The organism is Devosia sp. GW821-FHT12F11 (assembly GCF_058806655.1).
On sequence record NZ_JBXAPX010000002.1, the window covers coordinates 1 to 25,076 of the forward strand.

25 protein-coding genes and 1 riboswitch are annotated in these 25,076 nt (G+C 66.1%); of the genes, 14 read left to right on the forward strand and 11 right to left on the reverse strand.

Annotated elements, in window-relative coordinates; all coding sequences use genetic code 11:
- On the reverse strand, positions 1-278 hold a 278-nt coding region (locus tag AC1ROK_RS05605), incomplete at its 3' end, for an IS110 family transposase (RefSeq protein ID WP_492844714.1).
- Between the two features lie 301 nt (positions 279-579).
- Between AC1ROK_RS05605 and rnhB the strand changes: the two genes are divergently transcribed.
- The gene (rnhB, locus tag AC1ROK_RS05610) at positions 580-1,251 is read left to right on the forward strand and encodes a ribonuclease HII (RefSeq protein ID WP_492844716.1); all 672 of its coding nucleotides are present in this window, start codon (positions 580-582) and stop codon (positions 1,249-1,251) included.
- A 256-nt stretch (positions 1,252-1,507) separates the two neighbouring features.
- Positions 1,508-2,638, forward strand: a complete 1,131-nt coding sequence (locus AC1ROK_RS05615; RefSeq protein ID WP_492844718.1) for a site-specific DNA-methyltransferase — start codon at positions 1,508-1,510, stop codon at positions 2,636-2,638.
- A gap of 69 nt (positions 2,639-2,707) precedes the next feature.
- Here the strand turns inward: AC1ROK_RS05615 and AC1ROK_RS05620 are convergent, their stop codons facing one another.
- Positions 2,708-3,742: an A/G-specific adenine glycosylase gene (locus AC1ROK_RS05620; protein ID WP_492844720.1), complete on the reverse strand. Its 1,035-nt coding sequence runs from the start codon at positions 3,740-3,742 to the stop codon at positions 2,708-2,710.
- Positions 3,743-3,835: 93 nt separating this feature from the next.
- On the opposite strand from AC1ROK_RS05620, the gene AC1ROK_RS05625 reads away from it, so the two are divergent.
- The 9 genes from AC1ROK_RS05625 (at position 3,836) to AC1ROK_RS05665 (ending at position 11,986) form a co-directional block, all read left to right on the forward strand.
- On the forward strand, positions 3,836-4,357 hold the full coding sequence (locus tag AC1ROK_RS05625; RefSeq protein ID WP_492844722.1) for a DUF721 domain-containing protein: 522 nt from the start codon (positions 3,836-3,838) through the stop codon (positions 4,355-4,357).
- A gap of 174 nt (positions 4,358-4,531) precedes the next feature.
- Complete coding sequence (locus AC1ROK_RS05630) at positions 4,532-5,191, forward strand: DsbA family protein (RefSeq protein ID WP_492844724.1); 660 nt, start codon at positions 4,532-4,534, stop codon at positions 5,189-5,191.
- A 24-nt stretch (positions 5,192-5,215) separates the two neighbouring features.
- A complete protein-coding gene (smc, locus tag AC1ROK_RS05635; protein WP_492844726.1) occupies positions 5,216-8,674 on the forward strand; it encodes a chromosome segregation protein SMC in 3,459 nt (1,152 codons plus the stop codon).
- Positions 8,675-8,877: 203 nt separating this feature from the next.
- Positions 8,878-9,267 carry an AtpZ/AtpI family protein gene (locus AC1ROK_RS05640; protein WP_492844728.1) on the forward strand — a complete coding sequence of 130 codons (390 nt, stop codon included), beginning with the start codon at positions 8,878-8,880 and terminating at the stop codon, positions 9,265-9,267.
- 27 nt (positions 9,268-9,294) lie between these two features.
- Entirely contained in the window at positions 9,295-10,050 is a 756-nt protein-coding gene (locus AC1ROK_RS05645) for a F0F1 ATP synthase subunit A (RefSeq protein ID WP_492844730.1), read from the forward strand.
- Positions 10,051-10,118: 68 nt separating this feature from the next.
- Complete coding sequence (locus AC1ROK_RS05650) at positions 10,119-10,346, forward strand: F0F1 ATP synthase subunit C (protein ID WP_055885023.1); 228 nt, start codon at positions 10,119-10,121, stop codon at positions 10,344-10,346.
- 85 nt (positions 10,347-10,431) lie between these two features.
- A complete protein-coding gene (locus tag AC1ROK_RS05655) occupies positions 10,432-11,094 on the forward strand; it encodes a F0F1 ATP synthase subunit B (RefSeq protein WP_492844732.1) in 663 nt (220 codons plus the stop codon).
- Positions 11,095-11,100: 6 nt separating this feature from the next.
- The gene (locus AC1ROK_RS05660; RefSeq protein ID WP_492844734.1) at positions 11,101-11,604 is read left to right on the forward strand and encodes a F0F1 ATP synthase subunit B family protein; all 504 of its coding nucleotides are present in this window, start codon (positions 11,101-11,103) and stop codon (positions 11,602-11,604) included.
- Between the two features lie 130 nt (positions 11,605-11,734).
- The gene (locus AC1ROK_RS05665) at positions 11,735-11,986 is read left to right on the forward strand and encodes a DUF2459 domain-containing protein (RefSeq protein ID WP_492844736.1); all 252 of its coding nucleotides are present in this window, start codon (positions 11,735-11,737) and stop codon (positions 11,984-11,986) included.
- A 51-nt stretch (positions 11,987-12,037) separates the two neighbouring features.
- Here AC1ROK_RS05665 and AC1ROK_RS05670 read toward each other — a convergent pair whose 3' ends face one another.
- Positions 12,038-12,601: a methyltransferase family protein gene (locus tag AC1ROK_RS05670; RefSeq protein ID WP_492844738.1), complete on the reverse strand. Its 564-nt coding sequence runs from the start codon at positions 12,599-12,601 to the stop codon at positions 12,038-12,040.
- Between the two features lie 203 nt (positions 12,602-12,804).
- On the opposite strand from AC1ROK_RS05670, the gene AC1ROK_RS05675 reads away from it, so the two are divergent.
- On the forward strand, positions 12,805-13,767 hold the full coding sequence (locus tag AC1ROK_RS05675) for an alpha/beta fold hydrolase (protein ID WP_492844740.1): 963 nt from the start codon (positions 12,805-12,807) through the stop codon (positions 13,765-13,767).
- Here the strand turns inward: AC1ROK_RS05675 and gcvPB are convergent.
- The 7 genes from gcvPB to AC1ROK_RS05710 form a co-directional block, all read right to left on the reverse strand.
- Complete coding sequence (gcvPB, locus tag AC1ROK_RS05680) at positions 13,655-15,202, reverse strand: aminomethyl-transferring glycine dehydrogenase subunit GcvPB (RefSeq protein WP_492844742.1); 1,548 nt, start codon at positions 15,200-15,202, stop codon at positions 13,655-13,657. The two genes, AC1ROK_RS05675 and gcvPB, sit on opposite strands and share 113 nt — an antisense overlap.
- On the reverse strand, positions 15,199-16,554 hold the full coding sequence (gcvPA, locus tag AC1ROK_RS05685) for an aminomethyl-transferring glycine dehydrogenase subunit GcvPA (RefSeq protein WP_492844744.1): 1,356 nt from the start codon (positions 16,552-16,554) through the stop codon (positions 15,199-15,201). The genes gcvPB and gcvPA overlap by 4 nt, the downstream gene beginning before the upstream one ends.
- A 163-nt stretch (positions 16,555-16,717) precedes the next feature.
- The gene (gene gcvH, locus AC1ROK_RS05690) at positions 16,718-17,071 is read right to left on the reverse strand and encodes a glycine cleavage system protein GcvH (protein ID WP_492844746.1); all 354 of its coding nucleotides are present in this window, start codon (positions 17,069-17,071) and stop codon (positions 16,718-16,720) included.
- On the reverse strand, positions 17,068-18,237 hold the full coding sequence (gene gcvT, locus AC1ROK_RS05695; protein ID WP_492844748.1) for a glycine cleavage system aminomethyltransferase GcvT: 1,170 nt from the start codon (positions 18,235-18,237) through the stop codon (positions 17,068-17,070). The genes gcvH and gcvT overlap by 4 nt, the downstream gene beginning before the upstream one ends.
- Before the next feature lie 148 nt (positions 18,238-18,385).
- Positions 18,386-18,474: riboswitch (glycine riboswitch) on the reverse strand.
- 146 nt (positions 18,475-18,620) lie between these two features.
- Positions 18,621-19,211: a hypothetical protein gene (locus AC1ROK_RS05700; protein WP_492844750.1), complete on the reverse strand. Its 591-nt coding sequence runs from the start codon at positions 19,209-19,211 to the stop codon at positions 18,621-18,623.
- Positions 19,212-19,222: 11 nt separating this feature from the next.
- On the reverse strand, positions 19,223-19,720 hold the full coding sequence (locus AC1ROK_RS05705; RefSeq protein ID WP_492844752.1) for a peroxiredoxin: 498 nt from the start codon (positions 19,718-19,720) through the stop codon (positions 19,223-19,225).
- A 60-nt stretch (positions 19,721-19,780) separates the two neighbouring features.
- A complete protein-coding gene (locus tag AC1ROK_RS05710; RefSeq protein WP_492844754.1) occupies positions 19,781-20,572 on the reverse strand; it encodes a protein-disulfide reductase DsbD domain-containing protein in 792 nt (263 codons plus the stop codon).
- 157 nt (positions 20,573-20,729) lie between these two features.
- Here AC1ROK_RS05710 and AC1ROK_RS05715 point away from each other — a divergent pair, with 157 nt between their 5' ends.
- Positions 20,730-21,308: a YqgE/AlgH family protein gene (locus AC1ROK_RS05715; protein ID WP_492844756.1), complete on the forward strand. Its 579-nt coding sequence runs from the start codon at positions 20,730-20,732 to the stop codon at positions 21,306-21,308.
- A complete protein-coding gene (locus AC1ROK_RS05720) occupies positions 21,301-22,173 on the forward strand; it encodes a translation factor GTPase family protein (protein WP_492844758.1) in 873 nt (290 codons plus the stop codon). Before AC1ROK_RS05715 ends, AC1ROK_RS05720 begins: the two co-directional genes overlap by 8 nt.
- 23 nt (positions 22,174-22,196) lie before the next feature.
- Here AC1ROK_RS05720 and AC1ROK_RS05725 read toward each other — a convergent pair whose 3' ends face one another.
- A complete protein-coding gene (locus tag AC1ROK_RS05725; RefSeq protein ID WP_492844760.1) occupies positions 22,197-25,055 on the reverse strand; it encodes an EAL domain-containing protein in 2,859 nt (952 codons plus the stop codon).
- Positions 25,056-25,076: the final 21 nt, after the last annotated feature.

A 25,076-nucleotide genomic window follows, 5' to 3' on the forward strand; every position in this document is an offset into this window, starting at 1 on the left:
GCCCGCAGCGGGTTGACCACCACCACCCCATGACCCCAGGCACTCAGTGTGCGGAACGCCAGACGGTGATACTTGCCAGTCGCTTCCAGCACCACGCGCTCGGGCCGCAGCCCTTGCTCGTCCAGGTGCCGACGCAGTCGGCGCAGCCCGACTTGCGAGTTCTCAACCCGCCAACTCTGACCGCCAGGATGCAAATGTACATCCAGCCAGTCTTTACTCACGTCGATCCCGGCATAAACTGCCGTTGCGCTGTTCGTGGACTCAACCTTGCCTTGCATGCGGGACTTGCTCCCCATCATCTGTTCAGGACCAGCGACACGGACAAACGGACCAAGCTCTCTTACGGTGCTAATCCAGGGGGCGTACGGTCCCGTCCATCCGGTCCCTGGCTGGTGGCCGCCAGCCGGGGACCGCCGAACCTGCTACGAGTCGGCGAAAATCAACATGCAAGGGGGGCGTGAAGCACGCGCAAGGGTGCGGCCGACTTCCACCGCGCTTTCGCCAATCTCGAGGTGTACCGTGCCGAGGGGAGAGGAACTGAGGCCGGTAACACAGATGCCACTTGCCCCGCAGGCGTGCATGGCGATGCTTGAGGACATGCCCTCCGATTCGCCCGTCATCATCAGCAAACCGACGCTCAAGTTCGAGCGTGCCGCCATCAAGCGCGGGGCGAAATTCGTCTGCGGCGTCGACGAGGTCGGGCGCGGACCGCTGGCCGGGCCGGTTGTCGTATCCGCGGTGATCCTCAACCACCGGAAGGTGCCCGAAGGGCTCAACGACTCCAAGGTGTTGACCGCCGCCCAGCGCGAAGCGCTGTACGAGAAGATCATGGCGTCGGCGATCGTTTCGATCGTGGTCGCACCGCCGACGATCATCGCACAACTCAACATCCTGCAGGCATCGCTGTGGGCGATGCGCAAGGCCGTGCTCGGCCTGCAGGTGAAGGCCGACCACATCTTGGTCGATGGCAACAAGCTGCCCAAGGACCTGCCCTGCCCCGGCGAGGCGATCGTCGGTGGCGACGGGCGCTCAGTGTCGATTGCCGCGGCCTCTATCGTCGCCAAGGTGACACGCGACCGGATGTGCCTGATCATGGATTGCGAGGAGCCGCAGTTCGGCTTTTCGAGCCACAAGGGCTATGCCGCGCCGCAGCACCTCGAAGCCCTCACCACGCACGGCCCGGGACGCCATCACCGCATGGATTTCGCCCCCTGCATCCAGGCGCAGCGGATGAAATCGGTGGCGGCTTAGTCCCATCTTCCTCTCACGCACTCGCTGTCATCCCAGCGAAAGCAGGGGCCCAGTTGCCCACTTGCGCCGCAGCGGGTTGGGGCCCTGCTTTCGCAGGCATGAGGCCCGGTGATAGGCACGCCGGGAGCGTCGCCAGTGTCCCTGGGCCATGAACACGTATACGCGCCTTAACCTCTCGCTAACCGCGAAGCTTAAATCCCCTTTAACCCTAACGCCTTACAACCGATCCCGTTAGTACTGCGTCAGGGTTCGAGTTATGTTGCGTACCGCGCGTATGGCGGCTTCCGCCAATGCGGAGGGGAGCCTGCTCCCCATCGACACCATCCTTGTGGGCGATTGCATCAAGCACATGAATGCCTTGCCGGCCGGCTCGGTTGACCTCGTATTCGCAGACCCGCCTTACAACCTGCAACTGGACCAGGGCCTGACCCGGCCGGACCAGTCGCGCGTCGATGGCGTCGATGACGCCTGGGACAAGTTCGACAGCTTTGCTCACTACGACATCTTCACCCGCGCCTGGCTGAAGGCCGCGCGGCGCATCCTGAAACCGGATGGCGCCATCTGGGTGATTGGCTCCTATCACAACATCTTCCGCGTCGGAGCGGCGCTGCAGGATCTCGACTACTGGCTGCTCAACGACGTGATCTGGCGCAAGGCCAACCCGATGCCGAACTTCCGCGGCACCCGGTTCACCAATGCGCACGAGACGCTGATCTGGGCCGCCAAGGATCGCGAGAGCCGCGTCACCTTCAACTACGAGCAGATGAAGCAGGCCAATGACGACGTGCAGATGCGCTCGGACTGGCTGTTCCCGATCTGCACCGGGGCCGAGCGCCTGAAAGACGACGACGACGAAAAGCTGCACCCGACGCAGAAGCCCGAAGCCCTGCTCTACCGAGTGATCAGCGCGACGACCAAGCCCGGCGACGTGGTGCTCGATCCGTTCTTCGGCACCGGCACCACCGGTGCTGTGGCCAAGAAGCTCGGTCGCCATTTCATCGGCATTGAACGCGAGGACACTTACATCGCCGGCGCGCTGAAGCGCATTGCTTCGATCCGCCCGCTCAACGCCGCCACCATCGAGACGGCAGTGCCGAAGCGCGCCGCGCCGCGCGTGGCCTTCGGTTCGCTGGTCGAGATGGGGCTGATCGCCCCGGGCACCGAGCTCTACGACGATCGCCAGCGCTGGAGCGCACTGGTGCGCGCCGATGGCTCGCTGGTCTCGGGCGGCCATATGGGTTCGATCCACCGGGTCGGCGCGCTGGTGCAGGGTGCAGAGGCCTGCAACGGCTGGACCTTCTGGCATGCCCGGCAGGGAAGCCGGCTTGCCCCTATCGACGATCTGCGCAGCCAGGTGCGCGCCCAGATGGAACGACTTTCGGCCTGAATCTGACCTCCAATTCAACTCAGGCTGCGCTCGCCGCCGGCTCGAAAGAGCCGGCGGCTTTCGTTTGTGCTACTGCAGCCCGGCAGCGGCCAGTACCTTGCGAAAAACGCTCGGCAACGCTTCGGCGTCGAGTTCGCGCGGATCGGCCCACCACCCTGCCTTGAGCTCGGCCGGATGGGCCACTACCGCCGACCACACCTCGAGCTCGAGCCGGAAATGGGTAAAGACGTGGACGACCTGACCGTCGTAGCGCCAGTCGGACGTCACCGGATGCACCACGGCGCGTTTGTCCGGCGTCCAGTCCGACACCGGCGTCTCGGTCATCTGCGCCAAAAGGCCCTTCTCGGCCCGGGTCTGCAGGTACACGTCGCCATCGGCATCGCGCATGACGAAGGCATGGCCGTAGCGGGTCGGGCGGTCGGCCTTCTCGGCCTTCACCGGATAGAGCAACGGATCGAGCCTGGCGCCGCGGCAGCCCGGTTGGATCGGGCAGAGCATGCAACTGGCATTGCGGGGGGCGCAGATAGTGGCGCCCAGATCCATCAGGGCCTGAGCGAAGTCCCCCGCACGTTCCGGCACCACCGCCTGCACCGTCCCCCGCACCAGGTCCTTGGCGTCGCGCACCGGGACATCAAGCGCCAGGTAGCGGGCCACCACCCGATCGACATTGCCGTCGACCACTGCCACCCGTTCGTCGCCGGTGATCGCGGCGATGGCCGCGGCGGTGTAGGGACCGATGCCGGGCAGGCTCAGCAGTTCCGTCGAACTGGTCGGGAACCGCCCCCCGAAACGCTCGACCACTGCCTTGGCGCAGGCATGGAGGTTGCGGGCCCGCGCGTAATAGCCGAGCCCCGCCCATTCGACGAGCACGGCCTCGAGCGGCGAAGCGGCGAGGTCGGCGACGGTCGGCCAGAGATGGAGGAAGCGCGCGTAGTAGCGCCCGACGGCTGCAACCGTCGTCTGCTGCAACATGATTTCGCTGAGCCAGACGCGATAAGGATCGGCTACGATACCGCGGGCGCGGTCGACCGGGCCGACCCGCCATGGCAGGGTGCGCGCGTGCCGATCGTACCAGGCGAGTACGGCAGCCGCATCGAGCGGCATGGGGTTTTGCTGGGGCGCGGCTTTTGACATGATAGCGGCCACAGATGGCGCGCCGCGGCAGCGGGCGCAAGCGGCGGCGGGAAGTTGTTACCAGTGGCGGACAAGCCGAAATCGAAACCCAAGGACGATGCGCCGCCCAAGCGGCTCAACCGCGCGGTCGGCGTGGCCGAGGCGCTTGGCAGGGTGCTCGATCCGGCCCTGAAGAAGCGCGGCTTCGCCAGCCGCGACATCCTCTCGCATTGGCCGACCATAGCGCCGGCGCCGTACGACAAGGTGACCCGGCCGGACAAGCTGAGCTGGCCGCGCGGCGAAAAGGGTGCCGAGGGGGCGACGCTCTACCTGCGCTGCCATCCCGGCCATGCGCTGGCGCTCTCGCATGAGGGTCAACGGGTCGCGGCGTCGATCAACCGGTATTATGGCTACTTCCTCGTCGGCCAGGTGCGGCTCAGCGCCGAACCGTTCGTGATCGAGGATGAGGTGCCCGAAACGGTCCCGGCGCTGCCGGAAGTCACCCGCGCCCGCATCAGCCGCACCGTCGAGCGGGTCAGCGATCCCGGGGTGCGTGACGCCCTGCGGCAACTCGGCCAGGCGATCGCCCGCAAAAAGCCAGGTTGATCCGCGCCTGCTCCGCGTTGCCGTTCGAGCGCAGCTCTCATGGCCTTCGCGCCTCATATCGCTCGATCGAGCGATTTGCCCTACGCTAGCTCGCGAAGTGTTCATCGCCGGTTGTGCTTGTCCCGCCTAAGTTGGGCGCGATATAGGGCGAGCAACGAAAACGGAGAAAAACTCGTGGCCAACCGTCGCAACCTTCTCGTGGGCTCTGGCGCAGCAGTCGCTGTGGCAGCCGTGGGCACCAGCTTCAGCGCGCTGTTCGGCGCCACCGGTGCCCTCGCCCAGCAGTTCGACCAGGCCAAGCTGATGGCTCCGGCCGGCGGCGTTGCCGACCACCCGCTCGGGCCTGCTGACGCCAAGGTGACGCTGATCGAGTACCTGTCGCCGACCTGCCCGCATTGCGCCGCGTTCACCAACACGGTCTATCCGCAGCTCAAGACCGAGTATATCGACACCAACAAGATCCAGTTCATCCCGCGCCCGTTCATGCGCAACGTGCTGGACGCCGTGGTGTTCATGCTCGCCGAGGCCGCTGGCCCCGAGAAGTACCACGAGGTGATCGACACCTTCTTCAAGACCCAGGACCAGTGGGCCGCGTCCAACACGCCCAACGACGCCATCTTCGGCATCGCCCAGCAGCTCGGTTTTACCAAGGAAACCTACGACGCTGCCTTGACGAATCAGGACCTGTTCAAGGGACTGGAAGCGATGCGGGATCAGGCGCTGGACGAGTTCAAGCTCCAGGGCACGCCGACGTTCTACATCAACGGCAAGATGCTGACTGGAGAAAACTCGTTTGAGGCTCTCAAGGCCGAAATCGATCCGCTGCTCTCCTAACGCGCTGCCCCACTGGGGCGCGCGATGAAATTCACGCGCCTCAAGCTGCACGGCTTCAAATCCTTCTGCGACCAGACCGAGCTCTACCTGGAGCCCGGTCTGTCCGGCGTGGTGGGACCGAACGGCTGCGGCAAATCCAACCTTGTCGAAGCGCTGCGCTGGGTGATGGGCGAAAGCTCGTACAAGGCGATGCGCGCTTCGGGCATGGACGATGTGATCTTTTCCGGCTCGGGCAGCCGGCCCGGCCGCAACACCGCCGAAGTCACCCTCGTTCTCGACAATTCCGACCGCACCGCGCCAGCCCCGCTCAACAATGCCGATGTGCTGGAAGTCACCCGGCGGATCGAGCGCGAGGAAGGCTCGGTCTATCGCGTCAACGGCAAGGAAGTGCGGGCGCGCGATGTGCAGTTGCTGTTCGCCGACGCCTCGACCGGCGCTCATTCCCCGGCCCTCGTTCGGCAGGGCCAGATCGGCGAGCTGATCGCCGCCAAGCCGCAGCAACGCCGGGCGCTGCTCGAAGAGGCCGCCGGCATTTCGGGGTTGCACTCGCGCCGGCATGAGGCCGAGCTGAGGCTGCGCGCGGCGGAACAGAATCTCGAACGCGTCGACGACGTCATCGCGCAGGTCGAGCAGCAGCTCGAAACGCTTAAGCGACAGGCCCGGCTGGCCGTGCGCTATCGCGCCCTGAGCGGCGATATCCGCAAGGCCGAAGCAACGCTGTTCCACATCCGCTGGATTGCCGCGCGCTTCAACGAGAAGGATGCCGAGGCCGCGCAGGCGAAGCTCGTGCGAGATCTCGCCGAAGCGCAGCATGTCGAGCTCGAAGCGCAAAAGGTGGTGTTCCTCGCCGACAAGGCGCTGGCGCCGCTGCGCGACCAGGAAGCCGCCGCCGGCGCCGTGCTGCAGCGGCTGACCATTCTGGCCGAGCAGCTCGAGGGTGAGGCAAGACGGGCCGCGGCGCGGCTCAACGAACTCGGCGAACGGCTGAAGCAGATCGAACAGGATGCGGTGCGCGAGCGCGCCCTGGTCGGCGAGAGCGACGACGCCCTGGGGGCGGCGCATGAAGAACGCAGCCGCCTCGAAGCGGAAGCGGCGGGCGAACAGCAGGCGCTCGAGGCAGCGCGGGCCGCGACCGAAGCGGCGCAGAGCGAAGTGGCCAAGGCCGAGGGTGAGGCCCGCGCCGCTGCCGATGCACTGGCGCAGCTGCGGGCCCGACGCGGCGCGGCCGAGCGCAGCGTTGCCGAGGCCCGCTCGCGAGTGACGCGGCTTGAAACGCAGATCGCCGACGTGGCGCGCGAAGCCGAGCAACTGGCTCGGACGCTCGGCGCCGACGCGACGCTGAACGCCGGGCGCGAAGCGCTCGACACGGCGCAGAACCATGCCAAGGCGGCGGAAACTGCCGCCGTTACCGCCGAAACGGCCGCCGTCGCGGCGCAGGCCGCCGCCGACGCGCTGCGCCCGGAACTGCAGCAGATCGAGGCCGCGCTGAACCGGCTGGAAGCCGAGGCGCAGACGCTGAGCCGTATCCTCAACCATGGCGGCGCCAGCAAGTGGCCGGCAGTGGTCGATCAGCTCAAAGTTGCCGCGGGCTATGAAACGGCGCTCGGCGCGGCGCTGGGCGACGATCTCGATGCCTCGTCCGATGCCGGCGCGCCATTGCACTGGGCCGGCGCCAATGCCGGTGCCGACCCGGCCTTGCCGGGGGGCGCCACGCCGCTATCGCAGTTCGTGTCGGGCAGCCCGCTGCTGAAACGTCGACTCGACCAGATCGGGCTGGTCGACGCGGCAGACGCAGCGCGGCTGATGGCGCAGCTGCAGCCCGGACAGCGGCTGACCACCAAGGCCGGCGGGCTGTGGCGCTGGGACGGTTTCGTCGCCGCCGCCGATGCGCCGACCGCTGCGGCGGAGCGGCTGGCGCAGCGCAACCGACTGGCCGAGCTCGAAGCCGAAGTCGAGGACGCGCGAGCCCGGCGCAACAGCCGGCGGGCCGATGCCACGGCGCTGGCCGACGCGCTGAACGCGGCCCGCACCGACGAGCGGCTGAAGCGCGACGCCTGGCGCAACGCGCAGCGCGAGATTGCCGTCGCGCAGGGCGAACTGGACAAGGCGCAGCGCGCCATCAGCGATCTCGCCGCGCGCCAGGTGGCGCTCGATGAGACGCGGACCCGGCTCGATGCGAACCTCGCCGAGGCGGTGGCTGCGGCCACCGAGGCGGAGCTGTTGCTGTGGGACGCCGGCGATGAAAGCGAAGCCGCGGCTTTGGCGACATCGCTCCAGTCACTGCTCGGCGGGCTGCGTGAAACCGCCGATCAGGCGCGGCTGAAGCTCGGCGGCTTCGAGACGGCGGCGCGGATGCGCAGTTCGCGTCTCACCCAGATCGCGGCGGACGTTGCCGCATGGTCCCGCCGCCGCGAGGGCGCCGCGGCCCAGCTCACGACGCTCGACGCCCGCACCGCCGAGGTGCGCGAGCAGATCGTGACGCTACAGGCCTCGCCCGAGAGCCTGGCCGAGCGCCGCCGCACCCTCGATGCCGAGATCGCCGTGGCGCGCGAGGCGCACAAGGCGGCAACCGATGCCCTGAACGTCGGCGATACCCGGTACCGCGAGGCCGACAAGGCGCAGCGGTTGGCGCATGACGCGCTCTCCGGCTTCCGGGCCGAGCTGGCGCGGGTCGAGGAGCGGATCAAGGGCCTCATCGCGCAGCGCCACCAGATCGAGCGGCAGGTGCACGAGACGCTCAACATCGAGGCCTCGCAGACGGCACAACTCGCCGGCATCAGGCCCGAGCACGCCTTGCCTGGCGAAGCGCAGGTCGAATCACAGGTCGACCGGCTGAAGGCGGAACGCGAGCGGCTGGGTGGGGTGAACCTCGGCGCCGAAAAGGAATCCGAGGAAGTTCGCGAGAAGCTCGACCTGATGGTCAAGGATCGCGACGACCTGATCGCGGCGATCGCCAAACTGCGCGGCGGCATCCAGAGCCTCAACCGCGAGGGCCGGCAGCGGCTCAACGAGGCGTTCGAGAAGGTCAACGCGCATTTCCAGGAGCTGTTCACCTCGCTGTTCGGCGGGGGGACGGCCGAGCTGCAGTTCGTCGAGAGCGACGATCCGCTGGAGGCCGGGCTCGAGATTCTCGCCCGCCCGCCGGGCAAGAAACCTTCGACGATGACGCTGCTGTCGGGCGGCGAACAGGCGCTTACCGCGATGTCGCTGATCTTTGCGGTGTTCCTGACCAACCCGGCGCCGATCTGCGTGCTCGACGAGGTCGATGCGCCGCTCGACGACGCCAATGTGGAGCGCTTCTGCAACCTGCTCGATATGATGACCGAGCGGACGGAAACCCGCTTCCTGGTGATCACCCACAATCCGATTACCATGGCCCGGGTCGACCGGTTGTTCGGCGTCACCATGGCCGAGCGCGGGGTGAGCCAACTGGTGTCCGTGGACCTCAAGGGTGCCGAGGCGGCGGTGCGAGTGGCAAGCTGACGCCCCACCCTTGCCGCAATAGTGGCGGCCAGAGTCGCGATGACTCAATGTCACACCTCCGTCCGTCGGATAAGCTTCCTTATTTATCAATGTGTTAGCAGTCTGTTCACAGCCTTGACACTGGTAGGGGGCGCCACTATGTTGCCCGCGACTTCGAGGGGCTCCAGTTCCTGTTAAGGCCCGGAGGCGCAAGGGAGAGCGGGATGGCAAAGTCACGCAATACCGGGCGCTCGCCGAATGATGGGAAATCAGGGTCGCTGACCTCGGATCTTGCGGCTCGCATCAAGCGGGCGCAGGCCTCCGAGCAAGCACCGGGCGACGCCGATATTGCGGCGGCCAACCGGAACATGTCCGGCTGGAACCGCGGCATGCGACTCGGAACGGAATTTATTGCGGCCATCCTGGTCGGCGCGGGTATCGGTTACCTGCTCGATCTGTGGCTGAAGACCGGTCCCTGGCTGATGCTGGTGATGTTGCTGGTCGGCTTTGCGGCGGGCGTGCTCAATGTGGTGCGGTCTGCGGCGGAAATGAACCGGGCGGCGCCGCCGCCCACGGCCGCGATGCGCGTGCCGGACGACGAAGAAGACGAGTGAAGGCTCCAAGCCTAAAGGGAACAGCAGTTGGCCGATCCGAATAAAGTCGACCCGATCCACCAGTTCCAGATCACCGATATCGTCTCCTTCGGTGAAGGTGGCGTTTCCTTCACCAACTCAGCCCTGTTCATGGTGCTGTCGGTTGGTGTCATCGCCCTTTACCTCCTGCTCTCGACGCAGAAGCGCAGCCTGGTGCCGAACCGGGTGCAGCTGGTTTCCGAGATGCTCTACGAGTTCGTCGCCAAAATGGTGTCGGACTCGGCCGGCAAGGCCGGCATGAAGTTCTTCCCCTTCGTGTTCTCGCTCTTCATGTTCGTGCTGGTCGCCAACATGTTCGGCATGATCCCGTTCTTCTTCACCTTCACCAGCCACATCATCATCACCTTCGCGCTGGCGCTGCTGGTGTTCCTCGTGGTCATCGTCTACGGCGTCTACAAGAACGGCCTGAAATTCTTCAAACTGTTCGTGCCGTCGGGTGTGCCGGGCTATGTGCTCCCCATCGTGGTACCGATCGAGGTGGTTTCCTTCCTCTCGCGCCCGATCTCGCTCAGCGTTCGTCTGTTCGCCAACATTCTCGCCGGTCACATCACCCTCAAGGTGTTTGCGGGCTTCATCGTGACGCTGGGTGGCCTGGGCTTCCTCGGCTGGCTCGGTGCGCTGCTGCCGCTGATCATGACCGTGGCGATCACGGCGCTCGAATTCCTCGTGGCGGCCCTGCAGGCCTACGTCTTTGCAGTGCTGACCTCGATGTACATCAACGATGCGATCCATCCGTCGCATTGATCTAGGCCGGTTCACAGTGAGGCGACGGCAAGCGTCGCCAATCGGTCGCAAAATGGAGCAGACTACAAATGGAAGCTGAAGCAGCAAAGTTTATCGGCGCGGGTATTGCGGCCGTGGGTATGGCCGGCGCCGCCATCGGCGTGGGCAACATTTTCGGTAGCTTCCTGTCGGGCGCACTGCGCAACCCGGCAGCGGCTCAGGGCCAGTTCGGTAACCTGATTTTCGGTTTCGCCGTGACCGAAGCTCTGGGCATTTTCTCGTTCCTGATCGCGCTCCTGCTGCTGTTCGCAGTCTGATTTCGCGACGGGCTGCGCTAGCGCAGACCGAGTAAGGGCTCCGGGTTTCGATCCGGGGCTTTAACGGCCGCAAAAGGGTTTCGAGATGGCGGGTTCAGCCCAAGACATCATTATCGTGGCGCAGGCCGAGAGTGGCGACGCGCTCCAGCAAGGCGAGGTCGTTGCACCCGCCGAGGAGCATGCCGCCGAAGGTGAGCATGCAGCACCGGCCGACGCCCATGGCGCGACCGACACGCATGCTTCGACCGAGGCACATTCGGAGGTGTTTCCGCCCTTCGATCCCGCGAGCTTCGGCGGCCAGTTGCTCTGGCTCGCCATCACCTTCGCAGCGCTGTACTTCCTGATGAGCCGCGTGGCCCTGCCCCGCATCGGCTCAATCCTTGAAACGCGCCGCACCCGTATCGAAGGCGACCTGAAGGAAGCCGAGCGGCTCCGCCAGGAGACCGAGAAGGCTGCCGCGGCCTATGAGGCAGCGCTGGCCGAGGCCCGCAAGAACGCCCACGGTATCGCCGAGGAAACCCGCGCCGGGATCAAGGCCGATATCGATGGCCGTCGTGCCGACGTCGAGGCGACGCTTTCGAAGCGCGTCTCGGAGGCCGAGGCCCGCATCCAGGCCGACAAGGACGCGGCGCTCGCCAATGTTGGCGGCATCGCAGCCGAGACCGCCCAGGCGCTGGTCGCCAAGATCTCGGGCACTGTCACTGCGGCTGAAGCCCGCGCCGCGGTCGCCGCGGTTTCGAAGGAGTAAGGCAGCATGTGGGCCTTCGGGTTTGACGCCACCACCGGCGCTACCATCTGGGCAACCATCGCGCTGGTGATCTTCATCGGTATCGTCGTCTATTTCGGCGTGCCCAAGACGATCACCAAGATGCTCGATGAGCGCATCAAGAAGATCGAGACCGACCTCGCCGAAGCCGAGGCGCTGCGCGCCGAAGCCAAGGCCCTGCTCGAGGACTACGCGCGCCGTCGCGAGGAAGCCGAGAAGGAAGCCGAGGACATCGTCACCGCCGCACGAGAAGAGGCGTTCCGCCTGACCGCCGAGGCCAAGTCGTCGCTGGAGGCCATGGTGGCCCGTCGCGAGAAGGCCGTGGCCGACAAGATCGCCCAGGCGGAAGCCCAGGCCGTCGCGGAAGTCCGCGCCCGCTCCGCCGACCTCGCTGTCGAAGCGGCCCGCGTGCTGCTGGAGAAGCAGGTCGTCGCCAAGGGCGACGTGCTGGTCGACCAGGCCATCAAGGACGTCGCAGCCCGCCTGAACTAGGGTTCGGTTGCAGAGCTGAAGATCGAAATGCCCGCGCCAGCGGGCATTTTCTTTTGGAGCGCTGCACGTCCTTCTCCCTTGCGGAGGAGAAGGGAAACTCTGGGTCTAGCTGCTTAGTCAAACCTCGGGCGTGGCAAGGGTCTTCACGCGCCGGTGGCAAGGTGTGCCGATCGAGGGTTATGCCCTCACCGGCAGTGACCGGTTCTACGAGGCGGAAGGAAGCTTCAACGCCATCTTTGTCGGGTGCAATGCCTGGACGGCGCGGATGCTGCGCAGCGCCGGCGTGCGAACCGGCCTGTGGGGGCCGCTGCCGGCGACGCTTGCCGGGTCACTCCAACTGTTCAACCGCCTGCCCCAGGCAGCAGCGCCCCAGGGCTCTTAGTTTGTCACGCTATCGAACCGGAGTCTGCACCCTTTCCTGAAAGCGTTCCGCTTAGCTCTTTGCCACGCCCGGCAGGCGGGGCCAGAAGAAGCCGGTCTTCTGGCGATAGCTGGCGTAATCGGCAGCCATCGGGGTGCGGGAGAACTTCTTTTCCTCGCCGAGCGCGGCCAGCACGTAGATCACCGTGATGACCGCCAGTGGAATGACCGACCAGGGCGACCAGGTGGCGATGGCCCAGCCGATCCAGAAGATCAGGTAGGAGGTGTAGAACGGGTGCCGCAGGTAGCGGTAGGGGCCGGTCATGACGAGGCCGTGCGGGTTCTGTACGTCGAAGGCCATCTTCAGGCGCGCGGCGCGGGACGCCTTGATCGCTGCCCAGAACAGCCAGAGTGCCAGGCACTCGACAACCAGGCCGATGGACAATGCCAGCACGGGCTGGGTCTCGATCCAGAGCAAGGTCAGGTAGATCGCCGCAGTTGCGAGGACGACCACAGAGATCACCACCGTGCCCGTCGGCATCTTCGGCGAGTTGAAATGGGCCTTCAGTGACCAGCTGTACTGGGCGATTACCGCAATGCTGACCGCACTGACGAGCAGATCGAGAACAAGGTCCATGCGTAATCCCCCTGTGACGCTACTTAGGCTGCCTGGTCACGCTACGTAGGGATTGCCGGCGAAACAAGCTGCAGCTGCACAACGACCCCCTGCGCTTCGATAAAATGCAAGGTTTTCGCTTCGTCGTTGCTTCACCGTGCTGGTTGACCGGGGCGTAGTGAGTGTCTGGCAGAGTCCGGGGCACTCAGCATGACGGCCTCGCAATGACCATCTACCACAGCACGGTGCAGACCCGCTCCGCCTCGATCCGCCTCAGCGAAAGCGATGGGCGCGGCGAACCGTTATTGCTGCTGCATGGCTCGGGCGCCTCGCGCAAGGTGTTCGGCAAGCAGTTCGACAGCGAACTGGCCGACCGGCACCGGCTGATCGCCCTCGACCTGCCGGGGCACGGCGCCTCGGGCGACGCGGAGTCGATCGCCGACTACGGCGTCGACGGGCTGGCGCGCACGGTGGCCGAGGTGCTTGAGCGCAAGGGCATTGAGCATCTGGTGGTGATGGGCTGGTCGCTGGGCGGGCATGTCGGCATCGAGCTGATGGCGCGGCATCCGGGCGTGCGCGGGCTGATGATCGTCGGCGCGCCGCCGATCGGCCGCGGCCCGGTCGCCATGCTGCGCGGCTTCCAGACCAATCTCGACCTGCTGCTGGCAGCCAAGGAGCAGTTCAGCGAACGCGACGCACAGCGCTTCTACGAGATGTGCTACCACGGAGCGGGCGACCCCACCTTCCTGCAATCGATCCGCCGGGCGGATGGGCGCGTTCGCGTGGCGGTGTCGAAGAGCCTGCTGCGCGGCGATGTCGCCGACCAGAAGCTGGCGGTCGAGCAATCGAGCGTGCCGGTGGCCGTGGTCAACGGGGCGGCCGAGCCGGTGGCACGGCTGAGCTACGTGGCGGGGCTGCACTACCAGAACCTGTGGGGCAATGTCTGCCACATCATTCCCGATGCGGGGCATGCGCCGTTCTGGGATCAGCCGGCGCAATTCAACGAGCTGCTCGGCGCTTTCGCGGCCGATGTGGTGGCAAAGCCTCTCGCCACCACGCCTGTCGTCGCCGAGCTTACTCCGCCGCCTGCGGCAGCGGCTCCTGCCGCTTCCACTTCAGTACCGGAGAGCGCGCGGCGCGGGTCTCATCCAGGCGCCGGCGCGGTGCGTTCAACGGCGCGCTGGTAAAGCGAGCCGCGTTGCCGGCCCTGGCATCGTCGGCCAGTTCCAGCATCACATCGCAGAAGCGGTCCAGCGTCTGCCTGCTCTCGGACTCCGTGGGCTCGACCAGCATGGCGCCATGCACAACCAGCGGGAAGTACATGGTCATGGGATGGAAGCCCTCATCGATCAGCGCCTTGGCGAAATCGAGGGTCGACACGCCGGTGCCTTCGAGGAAGCTGTCATCGAACAGCGCTTCGTGCATCACGGGCTGCCCAGGGAACGGCACCGAGAACACGCGCTCCAGCCGCGCCTTGATGTAGTTGGCGTTGAGCACGGCATCCTTGGCGGCCTGCGCCAGGCCGTCGCCGCCATGGCTCAGCATGTAGGTCAAGGCGCGGACATACATGCCCATCTGGCCGTTGAAGGCGGTGATGCGCCCCAGGTGCTGGCCTTCGGCATGCTCAACCAGGGCCAGCGGGCCCTCACCCTTTTTCACAAACGGTACCGGTGCGAATGGCGCCAGCGCGGCGGAGAGGACCACCGGACCGGCGCCCGGGCCGCCGCCGCCATGCGGGGTGGAGAAGGTCTTGTGCAGGTTGATGTGCATGGCGTCGATACCGAGATCGCCCGGCCGGACCACGCCCATGATGGCGTTGAAATTGGCGCCATCGCAGTAAAAGAAGGCGCCGGCCTCGTGCACCGCCGCGGCGATCTCGATCACCTCGGGCTCGAACAGCCCGCAGGTATTGGGGTTGGTCAGCATGATCGCCGCGACGTCGGGAGACAACGCTGCCCTCACCGCCTCGACATCGACCGTCCCATCATCGCGAGCCGGCACGGCCTTCACCGAATAGCCGAGGAAGGCAGCGGTGGCGGGGTTGGTGCCGTGGGCGCTCTCGGGGACCAGCACGACCTTGCGGTGCCCCTGCCCCGCGGCTTCCTGTGCCGCCTTGATCGCCATCATGCCGGCCATCTCGCCATGCGCGCCGGCCTTGGGAGTGAGGCAGACGGCAGCGGTATTGGTCAGCGTCATCAGCCAGTGGGAGAGCTCCTCCATCAAGGCGAGAGCGCCCTGCACGGTTGAGACCGGCTGCAGCGGGTGGATGTCGGCGAAGCCGGGCAGCCGCGCCATCTTCTCGTTCAGGCGCGGGTTGTGCTTCATGGTGCACGAGCCGAGCGGGTACATGCCGCTATCGATCGAGTAGTTGAGGCGGCTGAGGCGCACATAGTGGCGCAGCGTCTCGGGCTCGGTGAGGCCGGCGAGGTCGATCTCCGACTGCCGCTCGAAACCACCAAGGAAGCTGCCGTCGATGCTGACGTCAGGCAGGTCGACGCCGGAATGCTCGCGGTCGCCGATCTCGAACAGCAGCGGCTCGTTGGGGAGCAGCGAGGAGCCCGAGACGGAGGTGAAGTCGGATGTGCCGATGCCGGTGGGCCGGCCCTGGTTGTTCATGCTCATTGGGCGTCCTCCGAAAGGGCGGCGTGGAGGCACTCGGCCAGCATCGCGATATCGTCGTCGGTGGTGAGCTCGGTCGCGGCGAGGACGATGAGGTTTTCACAGGCCGGATTGTCGGGCTCGAGGCGGCTGACCGGCAAGCCGGCGAGCACGTCGGCCTTGGCCAGCAGTTCGACCACCGGCGCAGCCGGCACGGCCAGGCGGATGGTCATCTCGTTGAAGAAGCTCTTGTTGAGCAGCTCGACGCCCGGGATGGTGCCGAGCATCCTCGCGAGCTTCACCGCATTGTGGTGGTTGAGACGGGCCAGCTTCTTCAAGCCAGCCTCGCCGAGCAGCGACATGTGGATGGAGAAGGCGAGCGCACAGAGGCCCGAGTTGGTGCAGATGTTGCTCGTCGCCTTTTCGCGGCGGATGTGCTGCTCGCGGGTCGAGAGCGTGAGGACGAAGCCGCGATTGCCGTCGGCGTCGACGGTTTCACCGCAGAGGCGCCCCGGCATCTGGCGGATGAACTCCTTGCGTGTGGCCATCAGGCCGACATAGGGACCGCCGAAGTTGAGGCTGTTGCCGATTGACTGGCCCTCGCAGACCACGATATCGGCGCCGAGCGCGCCGGGCGCCTCGATCAGGCCGAGCGACACTACTTCGGTCACCACGACGATCAGCAGGGCGCCGGCCGCATGGGCGGCGTCGGCAGCGGCGCGCAGATCACGCAGGTGGCCGTAGAAGTCGGGCGTCTGGACGACGATGGCGGCCGTGTCGCCATCGATGCGGTTGAGGATATCGCCCTGCCCTTCCGGCGAGGCTGGCAGGCAGACGAGGTCGGGACCATCGCCGAGATAGGTCCGCACCACGTCGCGATAGTGCGGATGGAGACCACCCGAGAGGATGATGCGGTTGCGGCGGGTGAGCCGGCGCGCCATCAGCACGGCTTCAGCCGTGGCGGTCGAGCCATCGTACATCGAGGCATTGGCGACTTCCATGCCGGTCAGGTGCGCGACCTGGGTCTGGAACTCGAACAGCATCTGGAGCGTCCCCTGCGAGACCTCCGGTTGGTATGGGGTGTAGGCGGTCAGCCACTCGGAGCGCTGGATCAGGTGATCGACGCTCGCCGGTACGTGGTGGCGATAAGCGCCGGCGCCGATGAAGAACGGGCCGTCGCCGGCGGCATGGTTGCGGCCGGCCAGCGCCTTCATGTGGGCCTCGACGAGGAACTCCGGCGCGTGACGTGGCAGGTTCACCGGTTCGTGCAGCAGGGCATGGCGGGGGACGCGAGCAAACAGATCCTCGGCGGTCCGGGCGCCGATCACGGCGAGCATATCGGCCCGCTCGTGCTCGGAATGAGGGAGATAGCGCATCAGTTGATTCCGTAGATTGCGGGTTCAGTGCGTGGGGCCACCCCCCTCCCGACCTCCCCCACAAGGGGGGAGGTGAAGATCCGAGTTTGTGTCTCGATCGAGCCAGTTACACCGGCAGGCACCTCCCCCCGTGTGGGGGAGGTTGGGAGGGGGGCGGGCCGGCTCACTTGGTCAGTTCTTCATAAGCGCCAGCATCCATCAGGCCATCGAGCTCGGACGGGTTGTCGAGCGCCAGCTTGAAGATCCAGCCGTCGGTTTCGGGCGACGAGTTGATGAGCCCGGGTTCGCCCGAGAGCGCGTCGTTGACGGCGGTCACTGTGCCGGAGACCGGCGAGTAGATCTCGGATGCCGCCTTCACCGACTCGACCACGGCTGCCTCGTCGCCGGCCTTCAGCTTCTGGCCGACCTTGGGCAGCTCGACGTAGACGATGTCGCCCAGTTGCTCCTGCGCATAGGGGGTGATGCCCACGGTGCCGTCGGCAGTGATGTACTCGTGGTCCTTGGTGAACTTGGTCATTTGCTGGCCTTCCGGACGTAGCGATGGGGAACGAATGGGGTGGCGACGGCTTCCGCCGGTTGGGTCTTGCCGCGCACCAGCACCTGCAACCTGGTACCGGGGGCGGCGTGATCGGGCGGCACGAAGCCGATGGCGATGGCGCGGCTGAGGGTGGGGGCGAAGCCGCCCGAGGTGACGACGCCGATCTCGGCGCCGTACTGATCGAGAATCGCCGCGCCTTCGCGGGCCGGCGCGCCTTCAACGGTCAAACCGATGCGGACGCGTTCGAGCACCCCGCCCAGCTCGGCGAGGATGCGCTGCGCCCCGGGGAAATCGGCAGCCTCGCGGCGGCGCTTGGAGATGGCGAAGTTGAGCCCGGCCTCGACCGGGGAAATGGTCTCGTCGAGGTCGTGGCCATAGAGCGGCAACCCGGCCTCGAGCCGCAGGCTGTCGCGGGCGCCCAGCCCGATCGGCTTGACCCTGTTGTCCGCGAGCAGCGTATCCCACAGGGCAGCGGCGTGTTCGGGGTCGACGAGGATCTCGAAGCCATCCTCGCCGGTATAGCCGGAGCGCGAGATCACCAGCTTGGTGTCGCGCCAGTCGAAAGAGGCGTAGTGCATGAAGCCGAGTTCGGCGGCAGCGGGAACGATGGCGTCGATCACCGCGGCGGCCTCCGGCCCCTGCAGCGCCAGCAGTGCACAGTGGTCGGAGCGGTTGAGCGTGGCGCGGCCCAGGGCAGCCGTGGCGATGCGCTGGAAATCCGCCTCCTTGGTGCCGGCGTTGACGACGATGTAGAGCGCCCCGCCCCAGCCTTCGGCGGCCGGGCGGGCAATCATCAGGTCGTCATAGGTGCCGCCCGCTTCGTTGAGCAGCAGAGTGTAGCGGATCTGGCCGGGCTTCAGCCCCTTGATGTCGCCGCAGATCAGCGGCTCGACCACTTCGGCGACCGCCGCATGGTCGGCCTCCCCGTCGCCCGACTTGTCGTCGAGCACGAGAAAGCTCGGGCCCATATGCGAGACATCGAACAGGCCTGCGTGCTCGCGGGTCCATTTGTGCTCGGCGATGATGCCGGCGGGATACTGCACGGGCAGCGAATAGCCGGAGAACGGCACCATGCGGCCGCCGAGCGCCACATGCTTGTCGTTGAGGACTACGGTCTTGAGGTCGTCTGCCGGTTGATCGGCCATTGGGACACCAGGGGCTCGTTGCACGACAACGCGCGAGCGAACGCCCTCGCGTCGGTGCCCCCTCTGTCCGCTAACCTGAGAGATTTCCTGACCGCCTATGGGTCAGTTGCTCCTTCGGTGAGGCGAGATCGCCTGCTTTCCAGAGTTCAGTACGACAGCGGTCCGGGTGCCTGAGAGTTTCCGGGGCGGTTGCTCCTTCGGCGCCGGCTCGAAACCGGACTCTCCCGCTGTTGGGTAATGCTAAGCCGGGTTTGCGCGGCGAAGTCAATCGCGATGCAGCGGACACACGCGGCCGCCCACAGCCTCATTGCCCGGCCGGGAAACGAAGATCCCCGCTTTCGCGGGGATGGCATCCAGTTGCGAAGACGGTTTGGGAGAGCGGCCTACTTGCCGTCGAAACCGACCCAGATGACGATCTGCTCACCGCCGGTGTAGGGGATGGCGACGTTCTCTACCACCTTCACGAACTCTTCCGACTGGTTCGGCGGGGTGATGGTGACGGGGATTTCGTAGCGCTCGGAGAACAACGGCACCTCGTCGCGTTCGACCGCGAAGCGGACTGGAACGTTGACGTTGGTCTGGTTGCCCGCCGGGCCGAGCAGCAGGCGGCCGACAATGCCCATCTTCACGGTGATCAGGCCGTTGGACACCACGCAGTTGCGCGACTGCTTTTCGATGACGGCCTGGTAATTCAGCGCGCGGGCGTCGCCCACCTTGCCCTTGCCGTAGTAGAACAGCGCCTCGCCGCCGACGCGCACCTTGATGGGCGGACATTCGGTGGCAATGGCAGGCAGCGCATTGGTGCTGGCGGTCGCCAGTTCCTGCTGCGTGGGATTGGCGGTGGCCATCGGCGAAGGGCCGCTCGCGGCGGGCGCGAACATGTTGCCCATCGAACAGGCCGAAAGAGCGAGCGCCAAAGCGCCCATCGAAACCAGTTTTACGCCGCGCGTCGCCGCCAAATCAACAAACCCCATGCGACTGCTCCTTACGCACTAACTCGCGACGCTTCGAGCGCCAGCAGCACGGCTGGCGCGCCGCTGACGGTCACTCCTGCCACATCCTGCACAAAGAGGTTCTTAACGACGCCGTCTTCGATGATCATGGCGAAGCGCGCGAAGCGTTTGCCCATGCCGGCGATCTGCTTGGACAGCCCCAGTGCATCGGCGAAGTTGCCGTCGCCGTCGGCGATGAACTCGACCTTGCCGATCGCTTCGGAGCGCTCGGCCCAGGCCTTGGTCACGTGGTGATCGTTGACCGCGCCGCAGACGATCCGGTCGACGCCGAGCGCCTTGAACTTGCCGACATTGGCAACGAACCCCGGCAGGTGCGACGTGTCGCAGGTCGGCGTGAAAGCGCCCGGAACCGCGAAGAACACCACCCGGCCAGTGCCGAGAACGGCATCCGATGTCGTGTCGACCGTGTCGCCATTACCCACGAGTTTGACCGGGACGGACGGAATCCTGTCCCCGCTCTGGATGGTCATCTGCGTGAAAGCTCCCATGATCGAACGTACACCCTCTGCCCGGGCGCGACGGACCTTAGATCAGTCGCCCGCCGCAGTCGACCCGGCGGACGAAATCCGCCGTTCCACCGAGAACGGACCCATTTCGGTCATGAATGTGAGCCGGACGGGCATGCCCTCCACGTCGCGGCTACTTTCTCCCCCGAGCAGTGGCAGGAGGACTAGTTTTCCATCCGGGCTTTTTTGCGGCGCACCAAAGAGTTGCCCGGTTTCCCCAGTGTCGGCGATCAGTGAGAGCGGATCGACCTTGCCGTCGTCGAGCCGCACTGCGAGCGCCTCGGCGGCACGGTCGAAACCGACCCAGGCGATGGGATCGCGCGGGTCGTCCCACGGCATCGGCGTCAGGGCCAGCGCCTGGGCGATCCGAAGGCCCTGCGCCCGGTCCGGCGCAGCAAAGGCCAGCGGCAGCTGGAAGCTGGCGGTCACCGGCACGCAGATATCGGAGCAGACACCCATGATCACCCCAAGCTTGATGTCGGCGGCGTTGCCGTCGAGTTTCAGCTCGACCGGCAGCACGGTGGGGCCGCGATAGACGAAATCGACATAGCCGGTCTTGGTCTCGATCAACGGGAACGGCCACAGCACCTCGTGGCCGGTGACACCCTTCGAGGCAGCGAAATCAAAGTCGGTAGGAATGCCGGTCTCGCCGGGGACGCGCCAATAGGTGTTGGTGGCCTCGGGCATGTCGATCTCGAGCGCCACCATGGTGGTGCCATCGGGCTTCAGCACGTCGGACGAGATCAGCCGGACTTTTGTGCCGGGCGCCACTTCCTGCCACGGCGTTTCGGCCGCGACGGCAGGGGTGAAAAGCATGGGGATAAGCAGAAGTGCCGGGATGCGCATGGGTTTCCGGATAGCCGAGCGCACCCCAAATAGAAAGGCGGATCAGGTCTTCGTGAAGCTAGGCAGAGCGACCAGGACGAGTCTAAACTGGTCCGATCCGGCTCCGCCGGTACCAGGAGTGTTGGATATGGAGTCGCTCAGGGGCCAGTTTCTCGTCGCCATGCCGGACATGGGTGACGACCGCTTCCGCGAGACCGTGATCTATCTGGTCGGCCACGGCGACGAAGGCGCCATGGGACTGGTGATCAACCAGAGCCTCGAAGACATGAAGTTCGCCGACATCCTCGAAGAGCTGCAGTTGGGCGAAAAGGACGAGCTGATCCTTCTCCCCGACGAGGTGCGCAACCGCAAGGTGCTGCGCGGCGGCCCGGTGCAGAAGAGCCGCGGCTTCGTCCTGCACTCGTCGGACTATTTCCGCGTCGGCAACTCCTACGAAGTCACCGACGATATCTGCCTCACCGCGACTCTGGATATCCTGAAAGCCATCGCCTTCAAGAACTCGCCCAGCGACGCGCTGTTCGCGCTCGGCTATTGCGGCTGGAGCCCGGGACAGCTCGAAACCGAGATCCAGGGTAATGGCTGGCTGACCGTGCCGTTCTCACGGGAGCTGCTGTTCGGACTGCCGATCGAGAACCGCTACGATGCGGCGCTGGCTAGCCTCGGGATCACGCGCGCGACGCTGAGCGCGACGGCGGGGCATGGGTGAGCCAGTCGTCGATATCGCCATCGAGCCGCGCCATCGGAGCGACGGCGATCGGTTGAGCCAGGCGCTCGCGCGGATTGCGAACGATGATCCGGACTGTTGGGTGAGGATCGACGCCGAGAGTGGCCAGGTCATAGTTTCGGGCAAGGATGAACACCACCTCGCACACCTGATCGAACGCCTGAAGGCGGCTGGCGTCGAGCTGAACGTGGGCACGCCGCAGGTGGCGTATCGCGAGACGATCACACACCGGATTGATCGCGATTACGTCCACAGGAAGCAGTCGCCCGGCGGCACGCAGTTCGCCCACATCAAGTTCCGTATCGAGCCAGGCGACGGGCCGCAGTTCGTCGCGGTGGTCGCCGAGGGTAATCTGCCCGCAGCATACATCCTCGCGGTGCAAACGGGAGTGGCATCGGTCATGGGGTCAGGCCCGGTGATCGGGTTTCCGATTGTCGGCGTCAGGTTCACGCTGCTGGATGGCGCTTATCACGACGTCGACTCCTCGACCCTCGCCTTCGAGACGGCTGCTCGCGCCGGATACTACCAGGCCATCGCGCAGGCTGGCCCGATAGCTCTCGAGCCGATCATGTGGCTCGAAGCGCTGGTGCCACAAGCCGTCGTCGGTGACGTGATCGGCGACCTCAACGCCCGGCGAGGACGGATCGAGCGGACCGAGGCCCAAGGTGCCGGCTGCCTCGTGGTGGCTCTCGTGCCAGTCGCCACGATGTTCGGATATGCCAACTCGCTGCGCGCCATCAGCAGCGGCGCTGGCCGATACACCATACGGTTCAGCCACTATGCCGCGCTGCCAGTCGGTGTCGACCCTGACGACCGCTTCAGGCCGGCCATGGCGATGCGGGCCTAGCGGTCGCCCACCGATAGCCCGATTTACTTCCCGCTGAACTGGCTCTGCAAACGCTTGCCGAGTTCCTGCCCGCTCATGGCGGCGCCGAAGGCGTAGCCCTGGGCGTATTGGCAGTTGAGCTGCTGCAGGCGCTCGATTTCTTCGATGGTCTCGACGCCCTCGGCGATGACGCTGAGATCGAGCTCGGTGGCGAGCGTGATGATGGCGCGGATGATCGGCACCTGGGTGTGGCTCATGCCGGTGTCATCTCCCAGCTGCACGAAGGCGGCCGGGATCTTGATGGTGTCGAACGGGAAGCGGTGCAGGTAGCTCAGCGACGAGTGGCCAGTGCCGAAATCGTCGAGCGCCAGGCGCAGGCCGAGAGCCCGCAGCGCATTCAGCACATAGGCCGAGTGCTCGGGGTTGCTCATCACCTGGCTCTCGGTGATCTCGAGCTTCAGGTGCCGAGCGATCTGGCGATGGTCGGAGACCAGCGCGCGCATGTCGTTGAGCAATGACTCGGTCGCGAGTTGCGCCGGCGACAGGTTGACCGAGACGAAGAAATCCTCGGGCAGCGGTAGAGAAGCGGCCCATTCGCGGGCCTGGCCCGCGGCCTGTTCGAAGGCGACGCGGCCCAGCCGCTCGATCAGCCCGGTGCGCTCGGCCAGCGGCACGAACTCCTCGGGCGCTACCACGCCGCGCTGCGGGTGGTTCCAGCGCATCAGCGCCTCGCAACCGGCGATGGTGCCGGAATGGATATCCATGATCGGCTGGAACTGCACCGCCAACTCGCCGTGGCGAAGACCGCGGTCGAGATCTTCTTCGCCAGCCTTCGAATAGGCGGCGATCGAGCGGGCCGAGGCGCGGAACGCTTCGATGCGGTCGCCGCCCAGGCGCTTCGCATAATACATGGCAAGCTCGGCATCGCGCAGCACGTCCGGCGCGGCGACCGGGTTGCCGTCATAGATGGTGACGCCGATCGAGGCGGTGAGGCTCAGGTCGCGCTCGCCGAAGTTGAACGGCGATTTCAGCGCCTTGCGAATCTGCTCGGCGGTCTCGGCGATCTTGCCGGCGGCCTGCTCGGAGGCAAGGATGACGCCGAACTGGTCGCCGCCAAGGCGGGCGACGGTATCGAGCGGGCGCATGACGCGGGCGACGCGGCGGGAAATCGCCAGCAGCACGGAATCGGCGGCCGAGTGCCCTACCCGCTCCTCGAGCTCGGTGAAGCGGTCGATATCGATGAGGAAGACGGCGGGCTTGGTGCCGTTGGGCAGGCGGGCGCGAACCAGGGCGCGCTCCAGCCGATCGAGGAACAGCTGCTTGTTGGGCAGGCCCGTGAGGCTGTCATGCACGGCATCGTGCAGCAGGCGCTCGCGGCTGGCGCGATCCTCGTTGACGTCCTGCAGGGTGCCGACGATGCGGTTGACCTGGCCGTCGCCGCCGAGCACCGGCTTCACCCGCATGCGGAACGTGCGGAAACTGCCGTCATGGGCAGCGAGGCGGACATCGGCCGAGACCTTGCCGCGGCGAAGTTCGACCAGCGTGTCGAAGGCGGTGCGGAAGCGATCGCGATCTTCGGGGTGGACGCGGTCGAGCCAACGCTTGATCGAGCCGCGCAGCGCGCCGCGACGTTCGCCAAGGCGGGTGCCGAGTTCATCGGAGACGGCAACGCGGTCGCGCTCGATGTTCCAGTCGTAGACGAAATCGCCCGAGCCGGTGAGCGCCAGGGCGCGGCGCTCGACTTCGGAGAGGGTGCCGATCGACACCTGCCCTTCCGAGAAGGCGTGCTGCACCGAGGTGAAGCCCAACAGCATGACGATAAGCACGAGGCCGCCGGCGACCGCCGGCTGCGCCACATCGTTCGAAACCTGGCCGGTGACCACCAGCCAGGCGTAGAACAGCCAGGCGATATAGATGATCCAGGTCGGCACCAGCAGCACGGCGCGGTCGTAACCGCGCAGCGCCAGCAGCAGGATCAGGAAGAAGCCGGTGATGCCGAGCAACGCCAGCACCAGCCGCGCCACGGTCGCGGCAATCGAGGGCTGGAAGAAGGCGAAACCGAACAGCGCGAGGAACACCACGACCAGCGCCAGCGCCAGGTGGATGAAGCGCAGGTGCCAGCGATGGAGGTTCAGGTAGATGAACAGGAAGCCGAACAAGGTCGTGGCGATGCCGGCCTCGGCGGCGGCGCGGAACGGCTGCATCGCGCCATTGGAAATGCTGAGCAATGGCCCAAGGACGCCGAAATCGACCAGCAGGTAGGTCAGCACTGCCCAGGAGAAGGCCGCGGTGGCCGGGAAGATACCGCGCCCCTTCACCACGAACATGATGGTGAGGAACACCGCAGCAAGCGCCGCAACGCCCAGCACCACGCCGCGGAACAGGGTGAACGAGTTCACGTAGTCGCGGTAGGCGTCGGGCTTCCAGAGGTAAAGTTCGGGCAGCGCGCCGCTCGACAGTTCCGCGACGAAGGTGACGGTAGCGCCAGGATCGAGCACCACTTCGAAGACGTCGGCTTCGCGGTCGGTAAGGCGCGTGGGGCGCAGACCCGCGCTGGGGGTCAAGACCTTGATGCGCTCGGCGCCGAGATCGGGCCGGAACACCCCGGAGCCCGGCAGGCGGAAATACGGCGCAACCAGCAGGCGTTCGAGCTGCACGTCGGAATCGTTGCGCAGCGCAAACAGCGCCCAGTTGGGGTTGGAGCCGCCGGCCGAGGCCAGCACCTCGATGCGGCGGATGATGCCATCTTCACCGGCGGCGGTGGACAGCTGCACCTTGCCGGCGTCGCCGGGAACGATATCGACCACGCCAGTGAGGTTCACGGCGTTGACGTTCTCGGGAGCGGTGATGACGTCGAAGGCGGCAGCGGGAAGGGTCCCGACCAGCGCAAACGCAATACACATCGCGAGGTAGAGGATGTGACG

Excerpts from the sequence above, each read along its gene's own strand:
- rnhB (WP_492844716.1), top strand. The coding sequence starts at position 580 with ATGGCGATGCTTGAGGACATGCCCTCCGATTCGCCCGTCATCATCAGC.
- AC1ROK_RS05615 (WP_492844718.1), top strand. The coding sequence starts at position 1,508 with ATGTTGCGTACCGCGCGTATGGCGGCTTCCGCCAATGCGGAGGGGAGC.
- AC1ROK_RS05620 (WP_492844720.1), bottom strand. The coding sequence starts at position 3,742 with ATGCCGCTCGATGCGGCTGCCGTACTCGCCTGGTACGATCGGCACGCG.
- smc (WP_492844726.1), top strand. The coding sequence starts at position 5,216 with ATGAAATTCACGCGCCTCAAGCTGCACGGCTTCAAATCCTTCTGCGAC.
- AC1ROK_RS05640 (WP_492844728.1), top strand. The coding sequence starts at position 8,878 with ATGGCAAAGTCACGCAATACCGGGCGCTCGCCGAATGATGGGAAATCA.
- AC1ROK_RS05650 (WP_055885023.1), top strand. The coding sequence starts at position 10,119 with ATGGAAGCTGAAGCAGCAAAGTTTATCGGCGCGGGTATTGCGGCCGTG.
- AC1ROK_RS05655 (WP_492844732.1), top strand. The coding sequence starts at position 10,432 with ATGGCGGGTTCAGCCCAAGACATCATTATCGTGGCGCAGGCCGAGAGT.
- AC1ROK_RS05660 (WP_492844734.1), top strand. The coding sequence starts at position 11,101 with ATGTGGGCCTTCGGGTTTGACGCCACCACCGGCGCTACCATCTGGGCA.
- AC1ROK_RS05670 (WP_492844738.1), bottom strand. The coding sequence starts at position 12,601 with ATGGACCTTGTTCTCGATCTGCTCGTCAGTGCGGTCAGCATTGCGGTA.
- AC1ROK_RS05675 (WP_492844740.1), top strand. The coding sequence starts at position 12,805 with ATGACCATCTACCACAGCACGGTGCAGACCCGCTCCGCCTCGATCCGC.
- gcvPB (WP_492844742.1), bottom strand. The coding sequence starts at position 15,202 with ATGAGCATGAACAACCAGGGCCGGCCCACCGGCATCGGCACATCCGAC.
- gcvPA (WP_492844744.1), bottom strand. The coding sequence starts at position 16,554 with ATGCGCTATCTCCCTCATTCCGAGCACGAGCGGGCCGATATGCTCGCC.
- gcvH (WP_492844746.1), bottom strand. The coding sequence starts at position 17,071 with ATGACCAAGTTCACCAAGGACCACGAGTACATCACTGCCGACGGCACC.
- gcvT (WP_492844748.1), bottom strand. The coding sequence starts at position 18,237 with ATGGCCGATCAACCGGCAGACGACCTCAAGACCGTAGTCCTCAACGAC.
- AC1ROK_RS05700 (WP_492844750.1), bottom strand. The coding sequence starts at position 19,211 with ATGGGGTTTGTTGATTTGGCGGCGACGCGCGGCGTAAAACTGGTTTCG.
- AC1ROK_RS05705 (WP_492844752.1), bottom strand. The coding sequence starts at position 19,720 with ATGACCATCCAGAGCGGGGACAGGATTCCGTCCGTCCCGGTCAAACTC.
- AC1ROK_RS05710 (WP_492844754.1), bottom strand. The coding sequence starts at position 20,572 with ATGCTTTTCACCCCTGCCGTCGCGGCCGAAACGCCGTGGCAGGAAGTG.
- AC1ROK_RS05715 (WP_492844756.1), top strand. The coding sequence starts at position 20,730 with ATGGAGTCGCTCAGGGGCCAGTTTCTCGTCGCCATGCCGGACATGGGT.
- AC1ROK_RS05720 (WP_492844758.1), top strand. The coding sequence starts at position 21,301 with ATGGGTGAGCCAGTCGTCGATATCGCCATCGAGCCGCGCCATCGGAGC.
- AC1ROK_RS05725 (WP_492844760.1), bottom strand. The coding sequence starts at position 25,055 with ATGTGTATTGCGTTTGCGCTGGTCGGGACCCTTCCCGCTGCCGCCTTC.